Raw genomic sequence first — 21899 nt, forward strand, 5'->3', positions numbered from 1 at the left:
CAACTTCCCTATGAGGCCTCTCGGCTGGCTTTCGCCTGCTGAGTTCATTGTCCAATATGTTTGACAAACCTACATTTCCAAAATTATTTTTAAATTTCTTTCCTCCCTCCCGAATACAGACCGTATTCGCTCCCGATTTTGGCTGAGCGGCTGCAAATTTCTCCCCTGTGTCCGGCAAAAAGTCCCCCCGCATTTTTGGCCTCTCCGGTTTTCTTTTTTATTTCGTGCAAAAAATGGTGCCGCGCTTTCCCTCTTTTCCCCCGATTTTTCCATCTTTTTTGAGCTGGAATTTTATCCCTATCGTTTACATAATGCAGTCTCATAACGCCTTTTACAAATAGTTATTCACATTGTCCACACCTTTTTCCACACCCTTGCTCTCCTCTTTTTGCAACAGTTTTCCACCTTATCCACACAGTTATCCACAACTCTCTTCAGGCACTGGCGCCTCGGCATCCGCCGTATTTTCGTATACATAATACGAATTTGGCTTCCTCGTGCATCCCACTCTCCGCGCTCCTTCAAAGCGCACGAAATGGTTTCTCCTCCTCAGGGTCCAGAATCGTAACCTCCAACCCCTGGCGCATGGCGTAGGTCAGGGTGTACATGGTGCCACCCAGCATCCCGTCATACACCGCGATGATCCGCGCCGAGTGATCCACCAGATAGCGGTTGCGCCGCAGCATGCAGCCCTTGTCAAAGTGGCGCTGTACCATGGTCTCCTGATCGCAGCGCTCCACCAGGGCAAAATATCGCTCCCGCTCCCGCTCCCGCCAGCGGGCGGCCTGCTCCTCACAGGGAATCACCGCTTCCAGCGTCACATCCGGATGCTCTGCCCGCAGCTTGAGCACCGACTCGCAAAAATAGAAATCCGCCCCCCGGGCCATACCGCACAGGAAATGCCGCATCCCACTGTCATAGGTTTCCTTCACCACCCGGTCCAGACGCACTTTCAGCGCCACGCACCGTGGATCGGCCTCGTTGTCCCTCCAGGGCAGCTTTTCCGGCCGGTGGCCGGTAAAGCTGCACGTAATCTCCCGCTCCATCCCTTCGCCCTCCATATGAACAGTTTGCTGTTTTCATTGTAGTATATCCAGGGGGACAAGTCAACGGATATCGAACATTCGTTTTCTCCTTGATTTGGTACTTGCTTTTCTCCTCCACCTGTGTATAATAGGCGTGAAACAACTGAATGAACTGTCTTCAGGACAGGGTGAAATTCCCGATCGGCGGTACAGTCCGCGAGCCGTATGGGCTGACCCGGTGCAACTCCGGGACCGACAGTGACGCGCACCGTGGGGCGCGAAGTCTGGATGGAAGAAGATGTGTTGAAATTGCGCACGCTCCTTGGATTTTAACACCTGGAAGGCATGGTCTTTCAGGTGTTTCTGTCTGTGAAAGGAGTGTTTTTTATGTCCGCAAGATCCGCCCGCATCAGAAAGCTGGCCGTTATGGCTATGCTGGTTGCCCTGTCCATTGTGCTGGTCTATCTGGTCCACTTTCCCATTTTTGCCCCGGTGGCGTTTTTGGAATATGACCCAGCCGACATTCCCATTCTGATCGGTACCTTTGCCTACGGCCCGCTGGCCGGCATCATGCTGACGGTGGTGGCCAGCCTGATTCAGGGATTTACCGTCAGCGCCCAGAGCGGCTTTATGGGTATCGCCATGCATATCTTTGCCACCTCTACTCTGGTATTGGTATCCGGTACCATTTACAAGCTCCGCCACACCCGCGCCGGGGCGGTGGCCGCGCTGGCCGCCGGAGTGCTGGCCATGACGGGGGCCATGATGGTGTTCAACCACTTCCTCACCCCCTATTTCATCACCCCGGATATCAGCGACTCCGCCGCTGTGGCCGCCAGCCGGGCTTATGTGGACACTCTGCTGGTCCCCTTCATTGCCCCCTTCAATCTGATCAAGGCGGGAGTCAACTCCCTGATTACCTTCCTGGTCTATAAGGTGGTCTCCCGGCACATTGTGCATGGCGGCGCCTTTGCCCCCGAGAGCGGGAAGACCGCCGGCCAGGCATGAGCATGCCTGGTGCGCAGGGACAGTTTTGTTGAAATCTGCCTTTGAAAAAAGGCGACCGGTACATTATAATGCATATATAGCGTGTGGCCGAAGGCATAAATCCAGCTTTCGGCCACACGCTTTTTCTTATCCATATCCGTTGTGACAAAAAAGGAGGCTGTCCCTGATGCACGAAGCAACCAACACCTTTCTGATTACCCAGCCCATCGGCAGGCTGATGCGGCGCTATGCCGTCCCCTGTATTATCTCGCTGCTGGTGGCCGCCCTTTATAACATTGTGGATCAGATCTTCATTGCAAACGCCAGCTACCTGGGTTCCTACGGCAACGCAGCCAACACGGTGGTCTTCCCCCTGACTGTAGTGGCCCTGGCCCTCGCGGTAATGGTCGGAGACGGCTGCTGCGCCTTCGTCAGCATCAGCCTGGGCTCCGGCCAGACCGACCGGGCCGGGAAGAGCGTAGGCAGCGCCGTCCTGATGAGCCTTTTACTGGGCGCGGCCCTGACCCTGTGCTACCTGGCCTTCTCCACCCAGATTTTGACCATGTTCGGCGGCCAGGTCAACGCCGAGACCTACAGCTGCGCCAAAGAATATTTCTTCTGGATCACTCTGGGAATTCCCTTTTACATGTTCGGACAGGCTATGAATCCCATCATCCGCTCTGACGGCAGCCCCCGGTTCGCCATGGCCGCCACCCTGGCTGGCGCCGCCGTCAACCTGGTTTTGGACCCTGTATTCATCTTTCTGTTCCGTTGGGGAATGATGGGGGCTGCGGTGGCCACCATCCTGGGGCAGATCCTCACCGCCCTCCTGTCCGTCTGGTACCTGTGCCATATGAAGGCCATCCGCCTGGACGGCCGCTGCCTCCGGCTCCACGGCAGCCTGGTCAGGCGTTATCTGCCCCTGGGTGTTTGCAGCTTCCTGTCCCAGATTTCTTTGGTGGCCGCCATGGCCGCCATTCAAAACATGACCTTGCAGTACGGCGCCCAGGACCCCATCTTCTCCCAGGCCCAGTATGCCCAGATCCCTTTGGCGGTGCTGGGTATTGTAATGAAGGTCTTCCAGATTGTCATCTCCGTGGCGGTGGGAATGGCCGCCGGCTGTATTCCCATCATCGGGTACAATTTGGGCGCGGAGCGAAGGGACCGGGCAGCAGGCCTGCTCACCCGCCTGCTGGCAGCGGAGGCCGCCGTAGGAGCCGCCGCGCTGCTGGTGGTGGAGCTGTTCCCTCAGACGCTTATCGGACTGTTCGGGGCAGCCAATGAGAGCATCTACTATACCCAGTTTGCTGTGCGCTGCTTCCGGATTTATCTGTGCATGATGGTTCTGGCCACGGTGAACAAAGCGGCCTTCATCTATCTGCAGGCTCTGGGTAAGTCTCTCCTCTCCACCGCGCTGTCCATGATCCGTGAGGTCGTCTTTGGGGTTGGACTGGCCCTACTCCTTCCCGGGATCTTCGGGCTGGACGGCGTGCTCTACTCCATGCCGGTGTCGGATCTTCTCACCTTTCTGATCTCCGCGGCGGTGCTGGTGCGCACTTACCGCAGCCTCCGGCAGACCCCGCATCCGGCGGACGGACCGCTGCCCCAGGACGGTTGAGGGTTCTCAATTCACTCTCCTGAATTTCCCATAAAAAACACTTCTGCATTTTGGCACAACCACCAAATTTCCCAAAAAACCGCCGGCGCCATTTACGAAGGCGGGCGGGAGGTCTATAATATTGCTGTGTAAACTTGTCGCAGCTTGTAATTATTTGGCTGTTGGGCCAGATTGGGAGGAGAACTGTGGAGTTAGGAAACATCATCGCCGTATTGGGCGCTGTAGCTACCTTCCTGTTCGGTATGTCCACCATGACGGACGGCCTGGAAAAGCTGTCCAGCGGTAGATTGGAGCATATTCTGGAGCGTCTGACCAGCAACGTAATCAAAGGCGTGCTGCTGGGCGCGGTAGTCACCGGCCTGATTCAAAGCTCCGCCGCCACCACTGTCATGTGCGTGGGCTTTGTTAACGCCGGCATCATGAAACTGGAGCAGACGGTGGGCATTATCATGGGCGCCAACATCGGCACCACCGTCACCGCCCAGCTGCTCAGCCTGGGCGACATCTCGTCGGATAATCTGGCGCTGATGTTCCTCAATCCCTCGTTCCTGGGTCCTATTCTGGCGGTTATCGGCATTATCTTTTACATGTTTATCAAGAGCGGACACAAGAAGACCATCGGGCAGATCATCCTGGGCCTGGGGCTGCTGTTCATCGGGATGAACACCATGTCCGCCGCGGTGGCGCCCCTTCAGGAACTGCCGGAATTCCAGTCGGTGTTTACCGCGTTTTCCAATCCCTTCCTGGGGGTGGCCGTGGGGGCGCTGATCACCGCCCTTCTCCAGTCCTCCTCCGCATCCATGGGCATCTTGCAGGCCATCAGCACCACCGGTGTGGTCTCCTTCCACATCGCTATGCCCTTGATTATGGGTCAGAACATCGGCACCTGTATCACCGCTCTGATCTCCTCCGTGGGTGCCTCCCGCAACGCCAAGCGCACCGCAATGATCCATCTGTTCTTCAATATCATCGGTTCTGTTTTCTTCCTGGTGCTGCTCTACGCATGCAACGCTCTGTTCCGCTTCCCCTTCTGGACCTCCATTATGAACATGAGTTCCATCGCCAACCTGCACCTGGCCTTCAATGTGGCCTGTACCATCCTGCTGCTTCCCTTTAACCGGCAGCTGGTGCGCTTGGTAAAGCTGGTGGTGCCGGGAGACACCGAGGAGCGGGAACTGTCGGTGTTGGACGACCGTTTTCTGTCCTCCCCCTCCCTGGCGCTGGAGAAAGCCCACGACGCGGTGGTGCAGATGGGAGAATTTGCCCGGGACAATTTCCGTCTGTCCGTTGAGCTGGTGGAAAGGTTTGACGCCAAGAAGCTGGAACGGCTCAATGAGACCGAAACCGCCCTGGATAAGCTGGAGGGCCTGCTGGACAATTACCTGGTCAAGCTCACCGACCGCGCCCTGTCCCAGGAAGAGAGCACAAAGGTGTCCGAACTGCTCCACACCCTCTCCGACTTTGAGCGGATCGGCGATTACGCAGTAAACGTCTCCGAATGCGCCTCCATCCTCCGCAAGCGGGGCATTGTCTTCTCCGCCCAGGCCAAGGGAGAGTTGGATCAGATGGCCGCCGCCGTGTTGGAGACCCTGGATAAGACCATCGCCTGCTATCAGAGCCGTCAGCGGTCCCTGGCTGTCCAGGTGGAGCCGCTGGAGGAGGTGGTGGACCTGATTGCGGACACCCTGAAAAACCGCCATGTGGAGCGTCTCAAAACCGGTGAATGCACAGTAGAGCTCGGCACTCAGTTTTTGGAGCTGCTGATCAATCTGGAGCGCATCTCCGACCACTGCTCCAACGTAGCCCTGCGTATCGTCCGTCAGACCTCCTCCAAGGACGATAAGGTGCGCATCGACGCCCACGCCTATATGCGGGATCTGCACCACGGCGGCGTCAACCCGGAGTTCGACCAGCTTTTCAGCCAGTATCGGGAAAAGTACTTTTCCCCCATTGCGGAGGAGACCGCAGTCAGTCCATAATGCAGCATCCCCCGGTTCGATATGCGTAAGGTCCGGGATGGTGCGGGCAGTATCATACCGCCGGAAGTTAATAAGCTCCCTCCATGATTAATCCACTGAAATCATGGAGGGAGCTTTATTATGCCGCAAAGACAAAAATATCACAAGTGCAAAGGGAAAGTCAAAATGCGCTCTGCTTTTATAGTTCTCTTGACGGACAGCAGTTCAAACAAAACGGGACGCCATACCTGCTCCGCGCGGCCGGGTGTGTGCTCAGTTCAAAAAGTCCTTCAGCTTTTTGCTCCGGGAGGGATGTCTCAGCTTCCGCAGGGCCTTGGCCTCAATCTGGCGGATACGCTCCCGGGTAACGTTAAACTCCTTGCCAACCTCCTCCAGCGTGCGGGTGCGGCCGTCCTCAATGCCGAAGCGGAGCTTGAGCACCTTCTCCTCCCTGGGAGTCAGGGTACCAAGCACGTCCACCAGCTGCTCCTTCAGCAGGGTGAAAGAGGCGGCCTCGGAGGGTTCTGAGGCGTCCTCGTCGGGAATAAAGTCCCCCAGGTGGGAGTCCTCCTCCTCGCCAATGGGGGTCTCCAGACTCACCGGCTCCTGGGCAATCTTCAAAATTTCCCGCACCTTGTCCACCGGCATGCTCATCTCCTCGGCAATCTCCTCAGGAGAGGGATCATGACCCAGCTCCTGGAGCAGCTGCCGGGAAACTCGGATGACCTTGTTGATGGTCTCCACCATGTGGACCGGAATACGGATGGTGCGGGCCTGGTCGGCAATGGCCCGGGTGATGGCCTGGCGAATCCACCAGGTGGCATAGGTAGAGAATTTATAGCCCTTGGTATAGTCGAACTTTTCCACTGCCTTGATAAGACCCAGGTTGCCCTCCTGAATCAGATCCAAAAACAGCATGCCCCGGCCCACATACCGCTTGGCAATAGACACCACCAGGCGCAGATTAGCCTCCGCCAGGCGCTGTTTAGCGGCCTCTCCCCGCTTTTCCAGGCGGCGCAGCTCCTGCTCCTCCTCGGGGGTGAGGGGGCTCTCCTCACCGTTGGCCCGGGCCTCCTCCAGCTCCTCCAGCTGCTCCTTGGCGGCGTCACCGGCCCCCATATCCTGGGCCAGCTGCACCTCCTCGTCAGGGGTGAGGAGATTGACCTTGCCGATCTCTTTCAGATACATCCGCACAGGATCGTCGATACCGAAGGAGTCCACCAGGGTGTTGGGGTCCACGATCTCCTCTTCCGGCAGCTCCTCAATCTCATTGAGTTCCTCCAGAGGAGGCACCACATCGTCGGCCAGCTCGGGCAGATAGTCATCCCCTACGGTGTCAATCCCCAGATTCTCCAGGGTGTCGTAGATTTTGTCCATCTGCTCGCTTTCCAGATCCATGTTCTCCAGCACATCCATCAGCTCGCTGGCCGACAGCTTGCCGTTCTTCTTGCCCCGCTCGATCAGCTCCGCCAGCTTTTCGGCGCCCTGGACACCCTCTACCACCTTCATGACCTCGATCTTGCCCTGCTCCATCTTCTTGGCATTCTCCCGGGCCATCTTGCTCTGATCCTCCAGCGTCAGGGTGTGTACCTTCTTGCCGGTGGCCTTCTTCTCACTCATGCGGCTATCCTCCATACGCTTTTTTCTCTCTGAATTTCTCCCGCGCAGCCAGCAGCGGGTCCAGCTCCGACCCGCCCCGCTTCAGCGCTTCCGTCTCTATAGTTTCGATGTAATCCCGCAGGGCCTGCTCACTGTTGGACAGGCCCGCCGGCTGGTCCAGGATCTCCACCAGACAGCTCATCTCCTCCGCCGTCAGCTCCCCCGCCAGGGAAGCCGGCCGGAGCTCCCGTCCGGCCTGGTGTCGCTGGCGAAGCAGCGTGTAGATCTTGGCCAGCGCCGGGGCGGAAAACTGCTCCGGCTCCAGGTGCTCCACCGCCGGGAACAGAGCAGGCTCCAGCAGCAGCAGGCGCAGCAGCCCCTCCTCCGCCCGGGCGGAGCGGACATTGGTGTACCGCAGCTCCCGCGCCCTGGGCTGGACCCGGACCGACGGGGTCAGGTCCCGGCGCTCCTGCCGCTTTCTGGCCTGCCAGGTCCGGTTCTTTCGGTACCGGGCAACCTCCTGGGCAAAGGCTTGCCCGGAAATGCCGGCGGCGGCGGCGGCCTTGTTGCCGAAAATCTCCCGCTCAATGGGACTTTGGAGGGCGGCCACCACCTCCACCGCCTCTTTCAGATAGGCCAGCCGCCCCTCCTCCCCGCTCAGATCGTGGCGGGCCGCCAGCTCCTCCAGCCGGTAGTCGTTCTGCCCCGCGCTGCCATTCAGGCACTTTTCAAAAGCCGCCGGTCCAAATCTTTTTACGAAGTCGTCCGGGTCCTGCTTCAGGGGATTACCCGCGCTGTCATAGGTGTTGGGCAGTTGCAGCACCCGCACGGCGAGGTCGGCGTTCTTCAGAATATCCAGCACCCGTTGGGTGGACTTCTTGCCCGCCGTGTCGTTGTCGTAGCACAGCACCAGCTCTTTGGTATACCGGGCCAGGACCCGGGCGTGCTCTTCAGTGAGGGCGGTACCCATGGTGGCCACCACATTGTCAAATCCCGCCTGGTGGAGGGTAATCACGTCGATGTTCCCCTCCACCAGAATCAGGTTGGGCCGTTTGGTGTTCTTGGCCAGGTTGAGCGCGTAGACCAGCCGGCCCTTGTGAAACACAATGGTCTCCGGGGTGTTCAGGTACTTGGCCCCCTCCTCCCCCGGCAGAATCCGGCTGGTAAAACCCACCACGTCCCCCCGCACATCTATGACGGGGAGCATCAGACGGGCGCGGAACTTGTCATAAATTCCGCCGTTTTTCCCCGCTACCGCCAGGCCGGCGTCAATCAGCTCCATCTTGTCAAAGCCCTGGGCGGTGAGTGCCTTCGTCAGCCCGTCCCAGCCCTCCGGCGCCGCCCCCAGACCAAAGCGGGTAGCGGTCCGGGCGCTGATCTGCCGCTGGGCGATGTAGTCCGCCACTCGCCGGCCGCCGGGACTTTTCAAATAGTCGTGGTAAAAGCGGGCGGCCTGCCTGTTGGCCTCCAGCACCCTGGCCCGCTTTTTTCTGCCGCTCTCGTCCGCGCCGGTATCAGGCACCTCCAGACCGGCCCGCTGGGCCAGCAGCCGCACCGCGTCGGGAAAGGACAGGTTTTCTATCTCCATCACAAAGGAGATCACCCCGCCCCCCTTGCCGCAGCCAAAGCAGTGGTAGATCTGCTTGTCGGGCGAGACGGAAAAGGAGGGGGTCTTCTCATTGTGGAAGGGACACAGCCCCCACAAATTGCTCCCCTTCCTGCTCAGGTGTACATAGGAGGACACCACCTCGGCAATGTCGCTGCGGGCCACCAGCTCGTCAATAAATTGTTCCGGGATGGCCACGGCATGTCCTCCTTCCGACTATGTTTTCCAAAAAGTACCAGACTCATACCTGGGCGGGGCGGCCGCCGGAGGCGAGGTCACTTCACACCCCAGGACTTGGGAATAAACAGCTCTCCGAACTGCTCCACCGCGTACTTGTCCGTCATGCCGGAGAGGTAGTCGCACACGGCCCGCTCCACTCCCTCCTCCACCCGGATGGTCTGGTATTCCGAAGGCAGCCTGTCCGGGTCCTTTACATAGGCCTCAAACAGGCGGCGGAGCATATCCTGGGCCTTCCCCTCCTCCCCCTTGGCCACTGGATTGCGGTAGACTGCTTCAAACATGAACTCCCGCAGCTGGTGCATGGCGTCCCGGCAGGCGGGGGATTGTACGATCCGATCCTTTCCGTCGCTTTGGGTCATGATATCCACTGTCAGGGTGTTGATCCGCTCCGAGTGGGTAAACCCCAGCACCTGGGAGACCGACAGGGGAATGTCCATGGGGTAGATGATCTTTCCACGGATGGCATCGTCAATGTCATGGTTGATGTAAGCAATTTTGTCTGCCAGGCGGAGCAGCTGGCCCTCCAGAGTCTCCGCCTGATCCGGCCCGGTGTGGCACAGGATGCCCCGCCGGACCTCATAGGTGAGATTCAGCCCCTCCCCGTCCTGCTCCAGCCGGTCCACCACCCGAAGGGACTGCTCATTGTGGGCAAAGCCGCCGGGCATAATCTCATTGAGAATCCGCTCCCCGGCGTGGCCGAAGGGGGTGTGGCCCAGATCGTGGCCGTAGGCCGCCGCCTCCGCCAGGTCCTCGTTCAGGCCCAGCCCCCGGGCAATGGTACGGGCAATGCGGCTGACCTCGATGGTGTGGGTCATCCGGGTGCGGTAATGGTCCCCCTCCGGCTCCAGAAACACCTGGGTCTTGTGCTTCAGCCTCCGGAAGGCCTTGGAGTGAACGATCCGGTCAATATCCCGCTGAAAACAGGTGCGTACCGGACATTCCGCCACGGGGCGCAGCCGCCCCCTGGACTGGGCCGACAGACAGGCACGGGGGGACAGGGTCTCCCGCTCCCGCTGTTCCATCTGCGCTCTGAGTATCAAAGGGGATCACCGCCTTCCCTCTTTTCCTACCGGTCTATCCCTTTATATACTCCCTTTCCGGAAAAAACCCTTCCTTCTTCCAAAAGATTTACGGTTTATTCATAATTTTCTGGGGACACCCCGAAACCGTTCCCCCGACAGGACCGGAGTCAGGCCACCGGCGGCCAGCTCGGTGAGACGATCTGTAAAGGAATTTACCTTGCTCTCCGGCAGCAGGGCGCGGAGGGTCACCTCCACCCCATACTCTGTCTCTCCCACCACACCGTCCTGGGCCTCCACCTCCTGGCGCACCCGGTCAAAGAGGGGGTAGGGACAGGGGACGGTCACCTCAATCCACCGGCGTACCACTGAAATTCCGGCGGCGTCCAGGGCGTCCTTGGCACTCTGGGTGTAGGCACGCACCAGCCCTCCCGCCCCCAGCAGAACACCGCCGAAGTAGCGGGTCACCACACAGCACACATTGGTAACCTCTTCCCGCTGAAAGACGTTGAGCATGGGCTGACCGGCTGTCCCCTGGGGTTCCCCGTCGTCGGAATAGCGCTCCACGCCCTCCTCCCGAATGCGGTAGCACCAGCAGTTGTGGCGGGCGTCGTAGTGGGTTTTGCGCATGGCCTCGATGTGGCTCCGGGCCTCCTCCTCGCTGTTCACCGGCCAGACGTGGCCAATAAACCGGGAGCGCTTTTCCACCAGTTCAGCCTGGCCGGGGGCGGTGGGGATCTGGTACTCGGTCATCGCCGTATCCACTCCCTCCTGGTGATGGCAAAATAATGGGCCAGCCGGGTCTCATTCAGCTGAATCACCGGCTCCACCCGGCTGAGCCGGTAGGTCATGCCGCATTTTATCATCACCCGCTTGGACTTCTGGTTTCCATCATAATAGGCAGCCCACAGAGCTTGATAGTCAAGTTCTGTAAAGGCATTTTCCATAACAGCTTTTACCGCCTCTGGAATGAGGCCCTGCCCCCAGCAGTCCCGGGCCAGGGAGTAGCCAATCTCCTCGCTTGGAACACCCAGTTCGGTGCGGTGCTTGCCCACGAACCCCGCCGAGCCGATGAGTCGGCCATCAGCCCTGCGCACCACCGCCAGGGTATCGGAGGGCAGAAAGATCTCCCGGATCACCCGCAGGCTCTCCTCCACATTCTCATGGGGCCTCCATCCCGCCGGAGGTCCCACCTCCGGATGGCTGGCATAGGCATACAGGCCCTCTGCATCCTCCTCGGTAAAGGGGCGCAGGAGCAGACGTTTGGTTTGCAGTTCCATGATAAATTCCTCCTGGCGGGGCCAGCTCAGTCCTCCCAAAACTCCGTGGGAGGCGTCCAGCCGGACACCACAAACTCCTTCAGCCGGCCCAGCTGGACGAGGGTACACACGGCTTCCACCTCAATGGCCTCGCCGTAGTCCACCCGCTCCACCTTGGCCTCCCGGTGGAGCAGATCCACCAGGCCGCCCTTGTCGTAGGGGATACGGAGCACCACCCTCTGGGCGCCGGTATCCAGCCGTTCCCCGATCTTGTGGAGCAGCTGATCCAGCCCCTGTCCGGTTTTTGCGGATACCGACACAATATCCTCCCCATGGGGGAGGATTTCTCCCGGGCAGCGGTCCACCTTGTTAAATACATCAATGCGGGGGGTGCTCTCCGCCCCCAGCTCCACAATGAGCCGTTCCACCACGTCGGCCTGCGCCCGCCACTCCGGGTTGGAGGTATCAATGACGTGGAGAAGCAAATCGGCATAGCTCAGCTCCTCCAGGGTGGCCTTGAAGGCCTCCACCAGGTGGTGGGGCAGCTTGCGGATAAAGCCCACGGTGTCGCTGAGCAGCACTGTGCAGGTGTCGGAAATCTCCAGGGTGCGGGTGGTGGTATCCAGCGTATCAAACAGCCGGTTGTTGGCGGGGATGGCCGCCCCGGTGAGCCTGTTGAGCAGGGTGGACTTCCCCGCGTTGGTGTAGCCCACGATGGCCACCACCGGAACCTCGTTCTTCTCCCGGCGGGCGCGCTGGGTGGCGCGCACCCGCCGCACCTGCTCCAGCTCCTCCCGCAGTTTTTGGATCTTGCGCCGGATGTGCCGGCGGTCGGTTTCCAGCTGGGTCTCACCGGGTCCCCGGGTGCCGATGGCCCCCTCCTGCCGCTCCAGATGGGTCCACATACCCAGCAGCCGGGGCAGCAGATATTGATACTGGGCCAGTTCCACCTGAAGCCGGCCCTCTTTGGTCCTGGCCCGCTGGGCGAAAATGTCCAGAATCAGCGCCGCCCGGTCCAATACCTGCACCTTCAAATCCTCCGACAGCGCCCGCTGCTGGGAGGGAGAGAGGGGGTTGTCCACAATCACCAGGTCGGCCTCCATGGCCTCCACCAGCTGCCTGACCTCCGCCACCTTTCCCTCCCCGATAAAGGTGCGGGGATCAGGGGCGTCCTTGTTCTGGAATACCACCCCCACACACTCCCCGCCGGCGGTCTCCAGCAGGTCGGCCAGCTCCTCCATGGAGGAGTCGTCTGCATTCTCCGTCTCGGGCAGGCAGTGGGCGTTCAGGCCCACCAGCACCGCCCGGTTGATGGCTTTTTTCTCTTGGTTCTCTGTCATTGATTCCTCCGCGCCGGGGTCAGCCGCCCCGGCGTTATTTTTTTTTCAATACCGTCTCAAGTTCTCCGATGAAGATGCGGTGATAGTCCTTCTGGGGATACCACTTGCCGTCGATCTCCCCGTCCAGGAAGTGGGCGGGGTCCATGTCCTGCCAGTACAGCTTCCGGCACACCAGCACCAGGTCGGCCTGCTGAAAATAGGGCGCACCGTCCACCGTCTCTACCGTAAAGTTACATTCCTTTACCTTATCCAAATCCCGGCCGCTTTTGGAGCCGCACAGGGCCAAGGCCCGGCGGTACTCCTCCCCGAAAAAGCACAGGGTGAACCGCTCCTCCCGCTCTACAAATTCCAGGGTATACCGCTGGGGTCGGATATATACGGTGGCCACCGGCTTACCCCACAGCACTCCCAGGCCGCCCCAGCTGGCGGTCATGGTGTTGCACCGCTCGCCGGTGCCGGCGGTGATGAGCATCCACCGCTCCCCAATCAGGGAAAACACATTCTGCTCCAGGCTTTTGGGGTCAATCTTCTCAAACATGGCGCTTCCCTCCTGTCAGATTCCATTGTATGCGGATGTGGAGAAAAAGAGCCCGTACCGGCTTCGGTACGGGCTCTTTCGACCAGCTTACTTCTTGTCCAGGCCGAACTTCTTGTTGAAGCGGCTGACACGTCCGCCAGTATCCACCATCTTCTGCTTGCCAGTAAAGAAGGGGTGACACTTGGAACAGACTTCAACGCGGATATCCTTCTTGGTGGAGCCGGTCTCGATCACGTTGCCGCAGGCGCACTTGATCGTTGTCTGCCCGTAATTGGGATGAATGCCTTCCTTCATGTGTGTTCACCTCTTTCTCGTTTCGGGTGAGGCGGCGCAGCAAACCTCCACGCCTTATAAACGCTAGAATAGGATAGCACAAAGGCTCGGGGATTGCAAGCATTTTTTCAAATTTTTTCGCCTTTTCTCCGCCTACAGCTCCACCGCCTGGTCCAGGGCAAAAAACCACAGCACCCGGCGGACTACCTGCTTCCCGGTGATCTCAGCCAGCGCCCGGCTGTACGCCTCCAACTGGGGCCGGTAATGCTCCGCCCGCTCCGCCACCGTGCGCCGGGTCACCCGGTCGGTTTTGAAGTCCACCACGGTGATACCCTCCAGGGTCTCAAAGCAGCAGTCCACCACCCCCTGGAGGAGAATTTCCTCCCCCTCCGCCGCGCCGGACACATACTCCGCCGCCGGCACCAGAATGGAGAACTTGAACTCCCGGCGGAGGGATACCGCCGCCATCAGCTCCCGGCCCAGCTCCGACTGAAAGAAGGCGGCCACCCGCTCCGGCTCCACAGCCTCCCCCTGCTGGGGAGTGAGAAACTCCCCTTCCACCAGTCGGGCGATCTCCGCCGCCGCCCCCTCTGTGGTACAGGCCCGCTCAAAATCCAGGTACTGCATCGCCAGGTGGAGGGCGGTTCCCCGCTGGGCGGGGGTAAGCCCCCACTCACGGGCGGCAAACCGAGGCCGGCCGAAGGTACCCGTCCGGGGCAGACGGGGCGCCTGCTCCGCCGCCTCTTCGTCCAGGCCCCGGCCCTTGAGCTGGGTGGCTGTGAGTTTGGAGGGCAGCGCCACGCTGGTCTCATAGGGATAACGCCAGGCCAGCTGGTCCGCCAGCGCCGCCGGGTCACGCCCTGCCGCTTCCGCCTCCGCCGGGGCGGCGGCGGAGCCAGTCTCAGGGGCATCCAGGAGGGGGGTGGCGTCCACAAAGCGCACATCCCACGCCGGACCCAAATCTCCCTCCGGGGGCGGCACCTCCACTCCTGCCGCCCGGCGGAGGACCGCCGCCTCCGGGCGGCACAGGGCAGCCAGCAGCACCCACTGGCCCACATTCTGGCAGGCCAGCAGCACCTGGGGGTCCACCGGGCAGGCCGCGTCTCCCGCCAGCTTTTCCAGATCCGCTCCGCCTCCGGTGAGTGCCACCGACAAAATCAGCTTCTCCCTGGCCCGGGTCATAGCCACATACAGCAGCCGCAGCTCCTCCGCCATCATCTCTTTTTCCAGCTGCCTGGCCACGGCGGTGCGGGCCAGGGTGGGGTACTCCACCCCCCGCTCCAGGTCCAGTCCCTTGGGACCCACCCCCAACTTGGGGTGGAACAGGATGGGCCGGCTCATATCCTCTCGGTTGAGCCGCCGGGCCAGGCCGCACAGCAGAACCACCGGAAACTCCAGTCCTTTGGACTTGTGGATGCTCATCAGGCGCACACCGCCGCCCCCCCGCCCGGTGCCGGGGAGGGCCAACGGCCCGCCGTTCTCCCGCAGTCGGGTCAGATAAGTGAGAAAGCGGAACAGGCCCTTGTGGCCCGCACCCTCGTACTGCCGGGCCAGCTCCGCCAGGGTGAGCAGGTTGCCCTGCCGGGTCTCCCCGTCCCCCATGGCCCCGAAAATACCCAGCAGATTGGTGCGGTCGTACAGCTGCCAGATGAGTTCATGGCTGCTCCGATCTCCCGCGCCCAGCCGCAGCCGGGCCAGCTCCGCCAGAAAGTCCGCGCAGTCCGCCCCACCGTCCGCCTCCAGGGCGGCATACAGGTCGGTACCGGGGGAAGCGGCCCGGAGCACGGCCAGCCGGTCGGCGGAAAATCCATACACCGGCGAGCGGAGCACCGACACCAGCGGAACGTCCTGCCGGGGGTTGTCGATGATTTGCAGCAGAGACAGGGCCACGTTCACCTCGGTGGCGGCGAAGAAGTCACCCCCCCCTTCCGCCTCCCAGGGGATACCCCGCTCCCCCAGAGCCAGGGCATAGTGGCGGAGCACCGTGTTGGGTGAGCGGAGCAGAATCACCACATCGGCCGGGACTACCGGTCGGGTTCCCCCCGCCCCGTCGGAGACGGGAAAGCCAGCCTCCAGCAGATCCCCCACCCGCCGGGCGGCAAAGCGAGCCTCCAGCAGATCCCGGGCCACCCGCTCCCCTTCCTCCCGGTCCGATACCGAGGCGTCCAGCACGTCCAGCTCCACCCGATAGGTCTGATCCGGCTCATAGGAGGCGCCGGGATACAGGGCCTGGTCTGCGGTGTAGGCCATCTCTCCGAAAGGAACCGACATCAGGTTCCGAAAGAGAAAGTTGCACCCCTCCAGCACCTCCGGCCGGGAGCGGAAATTGCGGGAGAGGATGATCCGCCGCTCCTCTCCCTCCGCCGCCCTCTCATATGGGGTAAAGTGTCGATACTTGTCAAGAAAAATGGTGGGGTCGGCCAGCCGGAAGCGGTAGATGGACTGCTTCACATCCCCCACCAGAAAGAGATTGGTCCCCTCCCTGGACAAAGCGGTAAATATGGCGTTTTGGACCTGGTTGGTGTCCTGGTACTCGTCCACCATGATCTCCTCATACCGGCCGCTCCACTGCCGGGCCAGGGGGGTGGGTTCCCCCTCCGGACCCACCAGCAGGGTCACCGCCAGGTGCTCCAGGTCGGAGAAGTCCAGCAGGCTCCGCCGCCGCTTTTCCGCAGTATAGGCCGCTTCGAAGTCCTTCACCAGGGCAAACAGGCCCCGCATGGCCGGATACACCTCCCGCAGGCCCTCCAGCAGACCGGCTCCGTCCTCGGCAAACCACTCCTCCAGCTTTTCCAGCCGCTTCTTGCAGGCGTTCCGGATATCCTTCACCCGCTGGGCGGCGGCCGGGGCGTCGGTGATTCTCTTCCGGCCGGCGGTGGGAAAGGGGATGGGCAGGGCGGCCCGGGCGCTGTCCCACCCCTGCCGGGTCCCCGCCAAAAAGCCATTCAGGGCGGCCATGGTGGCCCGGAGGCTGGGACCGTAGTTGGCCGCCAGGTTCTCGTCCAACCGGCACAGCTCCAGGGCCTCCCCCAGCCGCCGCAGCCAGTAGGCCGCCTGTCCGGCGGCGTCGGACAGAAGCAGAGCACCCCAGGGGGTCTGGGCCGGGTCGGAAATCCCCTCCAGTGTGAAGGCGGCCTGCTGCTCGTCCAGCCAGGATGCCGGGTGGGGATGGGCCTGTACCCGGCCCCGGATGTCCAGCACAATCTGTACCAGTCTGGCGTCATCCCGCCCGGCGGACATGGTATCCACCAGACGGGCAAAGTCGTCTTCCTCCGTAAGAACCTCATACCGCCGCTCCAGCACATCGTTGAGGGCGCGGAGCATGAGGATGCCCGCCTCCCCCTCGTCGCACAGGCGGAAGTCCGGGTCCACCTCCACATCCGGGCCGCACTCCCGCAGCAGTTGGGCGCAGAAGGCGTGGATGGTGGAGATCTGGGCCTGATAGACCAAGGTTACTTGGCGCCGCAGGTGCCTGTCGCCGGGCCGGCGGGCCAGCCGGGCGGACAGCTCCTCCACAACGCGGCTGCGCAGCTCGGCGGCGGCGGCCTTAGTGTAGGTGATTATCAGAAAGCGGTCAATATCCGCCCCCGCCTCCACCCGGGCCAGCAGCCGCTCCACCAACACCCGGGTCTTTCCCGAGCCGGCGGCGGCGGATACCAGCAGTCCGCCCCCCCGGTTGTCCACTGCGGCCTGCTGTTCCTTTGTGAGGGAAAAGGCCATGGCCTGCCTCCTTTCTCGCCGGGTCTTCGCCCCTCAGGGCGTTTCCTCCCCGTCCTGTGTCTCTGTCTCCCGCTCCACCGCCGTCCAAAAATCCTCGCCCTTGACGGTGGGAAGCCAGCGCCGCCGGTCGCACCCCCTGCCCTCCTCAAAATGGCAGGCGGCGGCATAGTCGCACCACTGGCAGGCGTTGTGCTCCGGCCCCCGCCAAAAGGGGTCGGCATTGATGTTGCCGGCTGCCAGCTCCCGGCCGATGTCCCGGAGCACCCGCTGGGTGTGGCGGGCCAGCCGGCCCAGCCGCTGGGCGGACACAAGGGCCTCCCCGGTCAGCTTCCCGCCCCGGTTTATCCGCACCGGAAGAAAACGGAGTCCATCCGCCCCCGGCTCCTCCATGGCGGCCAGCACCTCCGGGTCGTCCAGCACAATCCCCTTCCGCCGCAGCTGGGCATCCACCTGCTTGCGGCGCTGTTGGTCGCTCATGGTGCGGCTCCCCGCGGCCAGAGCGTCCCGGGCGGGCAGGTAAAGCACCCCCGCTCCGGTTACATCCATATTGTAAAGTTCTTTTCCTTGCTTCTCAAGCGTAAAGAGATAGAGGAGCATCTGCAGGCCCATACCGTTCCAGATTTCGGTAAGGTCAAAGGATTTCCGGCCGGTTTTGTAGTCCACCACCCGCAGGTAGAGCCGTCCATCATGCACCCAGCCGTCCACCCGGTCCACAAAGCCGGAGATGCTCACCGTCACTCCGTCCACCGTCAACTCCACCGGCGGCAGATCCTGCCCGCTCCCAAACCCCAGCTCAAAGGAGATGGGCTGAAAGCGGGAGGTGCGCAGCTCTTCCGCCACGTTGTCCACCACGGCGTATACAGACCGGCGCAACCGCCGGAACAGATAGCGGAACCGGGGACTCTCCCCCTCCAGACCGCCCAGCTCCTCCGTCACATATCCCTCAACCGCCCGGTCGCACAGGGCGTGCAGCTCCTCCGCCGGCACCTGTCCCATACCGCCCCGCGCGCTGCACCAGCGCAGCACATGCTCCAGCACATAGTGGACGAAGGTACCGTACTCCGGGGCCTGAAATCCGGCCGCCCGGCGGGGTTCCGCCCGCAGGCCGTACTGCATGAAATAGGAAAAATGGCAGGCCTTGTACTTGTCCATTCGGGAGGCGGACATGGGAACCCGGCTGCCATAGAGCGCCTCCACTGCCCGCCGGTGCAGGCGGCCCCGGTCCAGGCTGGCCGCCCGCTTCATCCGCTCCACCAGGGGGGCGTACTGGGGCAACCGCTCCAGCGCCTCCCCCACCCAGGGCCAGCGGCCCGCCAGCTCCAGGGCGGGTCTGGGTGCCGCCAGGCGGAAGCTCCCGTCCAGCCGCCGTTCCTCCAGCAGCTCCAGCCGGGGGACCAGCAGGCGCAGCTTCTCCGCCAGGAAGGAGGGCCGCCGCTCCCCGCCGTCCGGCCCGGCGGAGGCCCAGCTTATGCTCAGCCGCTCCCGGGCCATGGCGCAGCACTCATAGAGAATGGTCATCTCCCGGTACAGCTTCTCCCCCAACCGGGGCGCCAGCTCCAGGCCGTAGGAGGCCAGCAGACTCCTGTCGTCGTCGTTGAGCAGGCCGGGAGCAGGCGCGGCCGCCGGAATGGCCCCGTCGTCCGCCCCCAGCACAAACACCGCCCGGTACTTCTTGTGGGCCAGCCGGGGCATTTCTCCCCCCGTCACCTGATCCAGCGACACGGGGATGGAACCCACGTCGTACTGGGAGAGCACCAGGGTAAACAGCCGTGCAAACTCCTCCAGCTCCATGGGACTCTCCCCCAAAATTCGGGCGCACTGCTCCAGACCGCCGCACAGAATATCCCACAGCTGGACGTACTCCTCCGCCAGGGCCTGCTGTCCGTCCTCCGCCAGAGCCTTGGCCCGCTGGGTCAGCCGGTCCGGCACACCCACATCTTCCAACAGCTTGTAAAGGGCTTTCGCCTGTCCGATTCCCGTCCGGTCCTGGTTCTTCCGCAGGGCCTCCAGGGGGCGGATCACCTGCCGCCGCAGGTTCTCCAGCCGCTCCACCAGGGCCGTATCCTCCGGGGTAAAGGTCCGGCCGTAACCCTTTGGGTGGTTGCTCCAGGGTTTGGCGCCGCTCCAGGCGCTCCCCTCCAGGTTCCAGGTAAGGGCGTAGTTCTCCAGCAGGTCCACGTCCGGCTGGCTCACATCGGTAAGACCGGTTTTGAGGTAGCGGAACAAGTCGTCATAGCGGTATCCCCCCGCCGCCGTGTCCAGAGCGGCGGTGATCAGCGCCAGAATGGGCTTTTCCAGGATATCGCTCATCCGGCTCAGAAAGACCGGAATCCCGTACCGGGCAAACACGGTCTGGATCAGGCTGCCATAGTCCTCCATACTCCGGGCGCATACGGCGATCTCCCGGAACCGGTAACCCTCCTCCCGTACCAGCCGGAGGATCTCCGAAGCGGCCCACTCCACCTCGGAATAGGGGGACAGGGCGGTAAACAGGCGCAGGCCCTCCGGCGCCTCCGGAAAGGGATGGGGCCTGGGCGCAAACAGCTCCCGCTCCAGATGGGTCAGCACCGGGACGCGCACACCGGCTTGCTCCTCCCGCACCTCCATCTGCACGGGTATTCCGCGCTCTCCGGCCAGCCGCAGCAGCTGCCGGGCGGTACGTCGGGCAGGAGAAAAAATTCCCCCGCCCGCCTCATCCTCTTCCAACTTGTCGCAGGTCAGGGCCACGGTAAGGCTTTTCCCCTTGTCAATCAGGGCGGATACCACCTCCCGCTCCTGGGGGGTCAAATCGGTAAAGCCGTCCAGATAAAAGTCCTTGTCTCCAGCCCAGTCCTCCCTACGCAGCACCTCCGCCAGGCGGGTAAGCCTGTCCCGGGGGTCCGCCCCCTGCCGGGCGGTGAGCGCCTCATAGGCCCCGTAGATCAGGGAGAGATCGGTGAGCTTTTCTCCTGCTTCACCCCCGCTCTCTGCCCCGGCATTCCACAGCTGTTCCGGTGTAATTCGGCAGGTTTTCAGTTCATCCACTGTGGCCAGCAGGCCACCGAGGAAGGCGGGCTTGCGGGACGGACGCTGGTAGCGCTTCAACTGGCCAGCCACTCCGCCCAGGGCCATGTGAAGCAGCAGCAGCCGGCCGCCGCCGTCCAGGACCGGGGCGGCCAGCCCGCCGTATTGGGCAAATACCCGGTTGGCCAGGCGGGTAAAGGAGAGCACTTCCGCCCCCAGGGAGATGGAATTGCCGCCAATCCGGCACAGCGCCCGCTCCATGTCGTGGGAGTGCTGCTCCGGCACCACCAGGATCTGAGGGCGAATCCCCGCCCCGGAGGACATCCGCTCCAAAATGGCGCGGGTCTTACCGGTTCCGGACCGGCCCAGCAGCAGCTTTAACATATCCCGCTCCCCTCTCTTCTCCGTATCCCGTCTGTTAAACGGCCCTCTGCATGGAGGTATCCCACACAGAGGGCGTCTTTCTTTCTTACTCGCCTGCCGCCGGATCGGACACGGACTCCGGCCCCATCACCGCCTCACAGCGGTTGATGGGTGTACCCAGCAGGTGGAACTTCTCCTCGTAGTCGGTCATTACGCCGCAGATTCCGCCGGCGTGCAAATCCCGGGTCACCTGCTCCAGGGAAAATCCGGCCTGAGGAAATTGCAGCAGGGACCACTCGAACAGGTCACGGTTGTCCGTCTTGAAGTGAATGTCTCCCCCCTCCTTCAGCACCTGGCGGTACAGCCGCAGAAAATTGGGATGGGTCAGCCGCCGCTTGGCGTGCCGGTTTCCCGGCCAGGGGTCACAGAAATTGATGTAAATCCGGTCCACCTCGCCCGGGGCAAAAAAAGCGGGCAGCTGGGCGGCGTCGGCGTCCACAAAAAAAACGTTGTGCAGCTCCAGGGCGCACACCCGCTCCATGGCAATCACCATGGCGTCCGGTACCCGCTCCACCGCCACAAACAGCGTCTCCGGCATACCTGCCGCCATCTCCGCGGTGAATCTCCCTTTGCCGCAGCCCAGCTCCAGGTGCAACGCCTTCGCCTCCGGCATCAGCTCTCCCCAGCGGCCCCGACGCTCCTCTGAGTCAGTTATCTGCACCCGGGCGCAACGCTCCATCCGGGGGATCAGATTCGGCTTCTTTCTCATTCGCATGGTATGGTCACCTCGTGAAAGTCATCATACCATATCCAATCGGCCTCTTGCAATCCCTACGCGAATATATTATAATGAACTCCGCAACTGTGTCTGGAAGTTCTTTCGGTCGTTCAAAAATTTCATATCCGGGTGTAGCGCAGTTGGTAGCGCGCTTGCTTTGGGAGAAACCGCCCGGGCAGTTCCACAATTTTCATATCGGGGTGTTGCGCAGTTGGTAGCGCGCCTGCTTTGGGAGCAGGAGGCCCGGGGTTCGAGTCCCCGCACTCCGACCACCTTTCGCAGAAAAACCGCCTTTTTAGGCGGTTTTTCTGCGTTTTTTGTTCTGTTTTTGCAGTTTGGACGATTGCTGTTCAGCGGCGGTTCAAAGGGCAGAAAAGCGGCGGACACATGATTGAGGATTGCACCTGAAAACGCCAAATCCCTAACCCATCCCTAACAGGAAAACTTCCGCATTTTCGCCGTTTCTATCAGTGCCGTTGTCGGCGACTCCTGATCATATGTCTACGCTGTGTAGGTCGTAAAGCAGGACCCCTCCTGCTATAAGTCAATCTTTGACCTATCTTAAATTCAATA

Annotated in this window: 15 protein-coding genes, 1 tRNA gene and 1 riboswitch; of the genes, 4 read left to right on the top strand and 12 right to left on the bottom strand. The window is 61.8% G+C overall.

Translation table 11 applies throughout. The features are described 5' to 3' along the window. Positions 1-521 precede the first annotated feature (521 nt). Complete coding sequence (locus tag Q0J74_RS04735) at positions 522-1046, bottom strand: SLOG family protein (RefSeq protein WP_297211357.1); 525 nt, start codon at positions 1044-1046, stop codon at positions 522-524. A 149-nt stretch (positions 1047-1195) separates the two neighbouring features. After that, positions 1196-1329, top strand: a riboswitch (FMN riboswitch). 83 nt (positions 1330-1412) lie between these two features. Here Q0J74_RS04735 and Q0J74_RS04740 point away from each other — a divergent pair. The 3 genes from Q0J74_RS04740 to Q0J74_RS04750 all read left to right on the top strand — a co-directional run bounded on the left by Q0J74_RS04740 (position 1413) and on the right by Q0J74_RS04750 (position 5609). After that, entirely contained in the window at positions 1413-2033 is a 621-nt protein-coding gene (locus tag Q0J74_RS04740) for an ECF transporter S component (protein ID WP_297211360.1), read from the top strand. Positions 2034-2199: 166 nt separating this feature from the next. Further along, positions 2200-3630 carry an MATE family efflux transporter gene (locus Q0J74_RS04745; RefSeq protein ID WP_297211363.1) on the top strand — a complete coding sequence of 477 codons (1431 nt, stop codon included), beginning with the start codon at positions 2200-2202 and terminating at the stop codon, positions 3628-3630. Between the two features lie 185 nt (positions 3631-3815). Beyond that, the gene (locus Q0J74_RS04750; RefSeq protein WP_297211365.1) at positions 3816-5609 is read left to right on the top strand and encodes a Na/Pi cotransporter family protein; all 1794 of its coding nucleotides are present in this window, start codon (positions 3816-3818) and stop codon (positions 5607-5609) included. A gap of 252 nt (positions 5610-5861) precedes the next feature. Here Q0J74_RS04750 and rpoD read toward each other — a convergent pair whose 3' ends face one another. The 11 genes from rpoD to trmB form a co-directional block, all read right to left on the bottom strand. After that, positions 5862-7097, bottom strand: a complete 1236-nt coding sequence (rpoD, locus tag Q0J74_RS04755) for an RNA polymerase sigma factor RpoD (RefSeq protein ID WP_297211394.1) — start codon at positions 7095-7097, stop codon at positions 5862-5864. A 115-nt stretch (positions 7098-7212) separates the two neighbouring features. Next, positions 7213-8991: a DNA primase gene (gene dnaG, locus Q0J74_RS04760; protein ID WP_297211368.1), complete on the bottom strand. Its 1779-nt coding sequence runs from the start codon at positions 8989-8991 to the stop codon at positions 7213-7215. 77 nt (positions 8992-9068) lie between these two features. Next, the gene (locus Q0J74_RS04765; RefSeq protein ID WP_297211370.1) at positions 9069-10073 is read right to left on the bottom strand and encodes a deoxyguanosinetriphosphate triphosphohydrolase; all 1005 of its coding nucleotides are present in this window, start codon (positions 10071-10073) and stop codon (positions 9069-9071) included. Positions 10074-10172: 99 nt separating this feature from the next. Next, the gene (locus Q0J74_RS04770) at positions 10173-10805 is read right to left on the bottom strand and encodes a YigZ family protein (protein ID WP_297211397.1); all 633 of its coding nucleotides are present in this window, start codon (positions 10803-10805) and stop codon (positions 10173-10175) included. Next, positions 10802-11332 (bottom strand): GNAT family N-acetyltransferase, encoded by a 531-nt coding sequence (locus Q0J74_RS04775; protein WP_297211373.1) that lies wholly within the window; start codon positions 11330-11332, stop codon positions 10802-10804. Before Q0J74_RS04775 ends, Q0J74_RS04770 begins: the two co-directional genes overlap by 4 nt. Before the next feature lie 26 nt (positions 11333-11358). Continuing rightward, positions 11359-12651 (bottom strand): GTPase HflX, encoded by a 1293-nt coding sequence (gene hflX, locus Q0J74_RS04780; RefSeq protein ID WP_297211376.1) that lies wholly within the window; start codon positions 12649-12651, stop codon positions 11359-11361. A gap of 34 nt (positions 12652-12685) precedes the next feature. Continuing rightward, positions 12686-13189: a flavin reductase family protein gene (locus Q0J74_RS04785; RefSeq protein ID WP_297211379.1), complete on the bottom strand. Its 504-nt coding sequence runs from the start codon at positions 13187-13189 to the stop codon at positions 12686-12688. An 87-nt stretch (positions 13190-13276) separates the two neighbouring features. Next, positions 13277-13483: a 50S ribosomal protein L31 gene (rpmE, locus tag Q0J74_RS04790; RefSeq protein ID WP_297211381.1), complete on the bottom strand. Its 207-nt coding sequence runs from the start codon at positions 13481-13483 to the stop codon at positions 13277-13279. Positions 13484-13615: 132 nt separating this feature from the next. After that, positions 13616-17182 carry a helicase-exonuclease AddAB subunit AddA gene (gene addA / locus Q0J74_RS04795; RefSeq protein WP_297211385.1) on the bottom strand — a complete coding sequence of 1189 codons (3567 nt, stop codon included), beginning with the start codon at positions 17180-17182 and terminating at the stop codon, positions 13616-13618. Between the two features lie 33 nt (positions 17183-17215). Then, the gene (locus tag Q0J74_RS04800; protein ID WP_297211388.1) at positions 17216-20569 is read right to left on the bottom strand and encodes a PD-(D/E)XK nuclease family protein; all 3354 of its coding nucleotides are present in this window, start codon (positions 20567-20569) and stop codon (positions 17216-17218) included. A gap of 85 nt (positions 20570-20654) precedes the next feature. Continuing rightward, the gene (gene trmB / locus Q0J74_RS04805; protein WP_297211391.1) at positions 20655-21323 is read right to left on the bottom strand and encodes a tRNA (guanosine(46)-N7)-methyltransferase TrmB; all 669 of its coding nucleotides are present in this window, start codon (positions 21321-21323) and stop codon (positions 20655-20657) included. A gap of 199 nt (positions 21324-21522) precedes the next feature. Here trmB and Q0J74_RS04810 point away from each other — a divergent pair. Beyond that, positions 21523-21598 (top strand) — tRNA-Pro (locus tag Q0J74_RS04810). Positions 21599-21899 lie beyond the last annotated feature (301 nt).

This window comes from uncultured Flavonifractor sp. (genome assembly GCF_944387675.1).
Taxonomy (GTDB): Bacteria; Bacillota; Clostridia; order Oscillospirales; family Oscillospiraceae; genus Flavonifractor.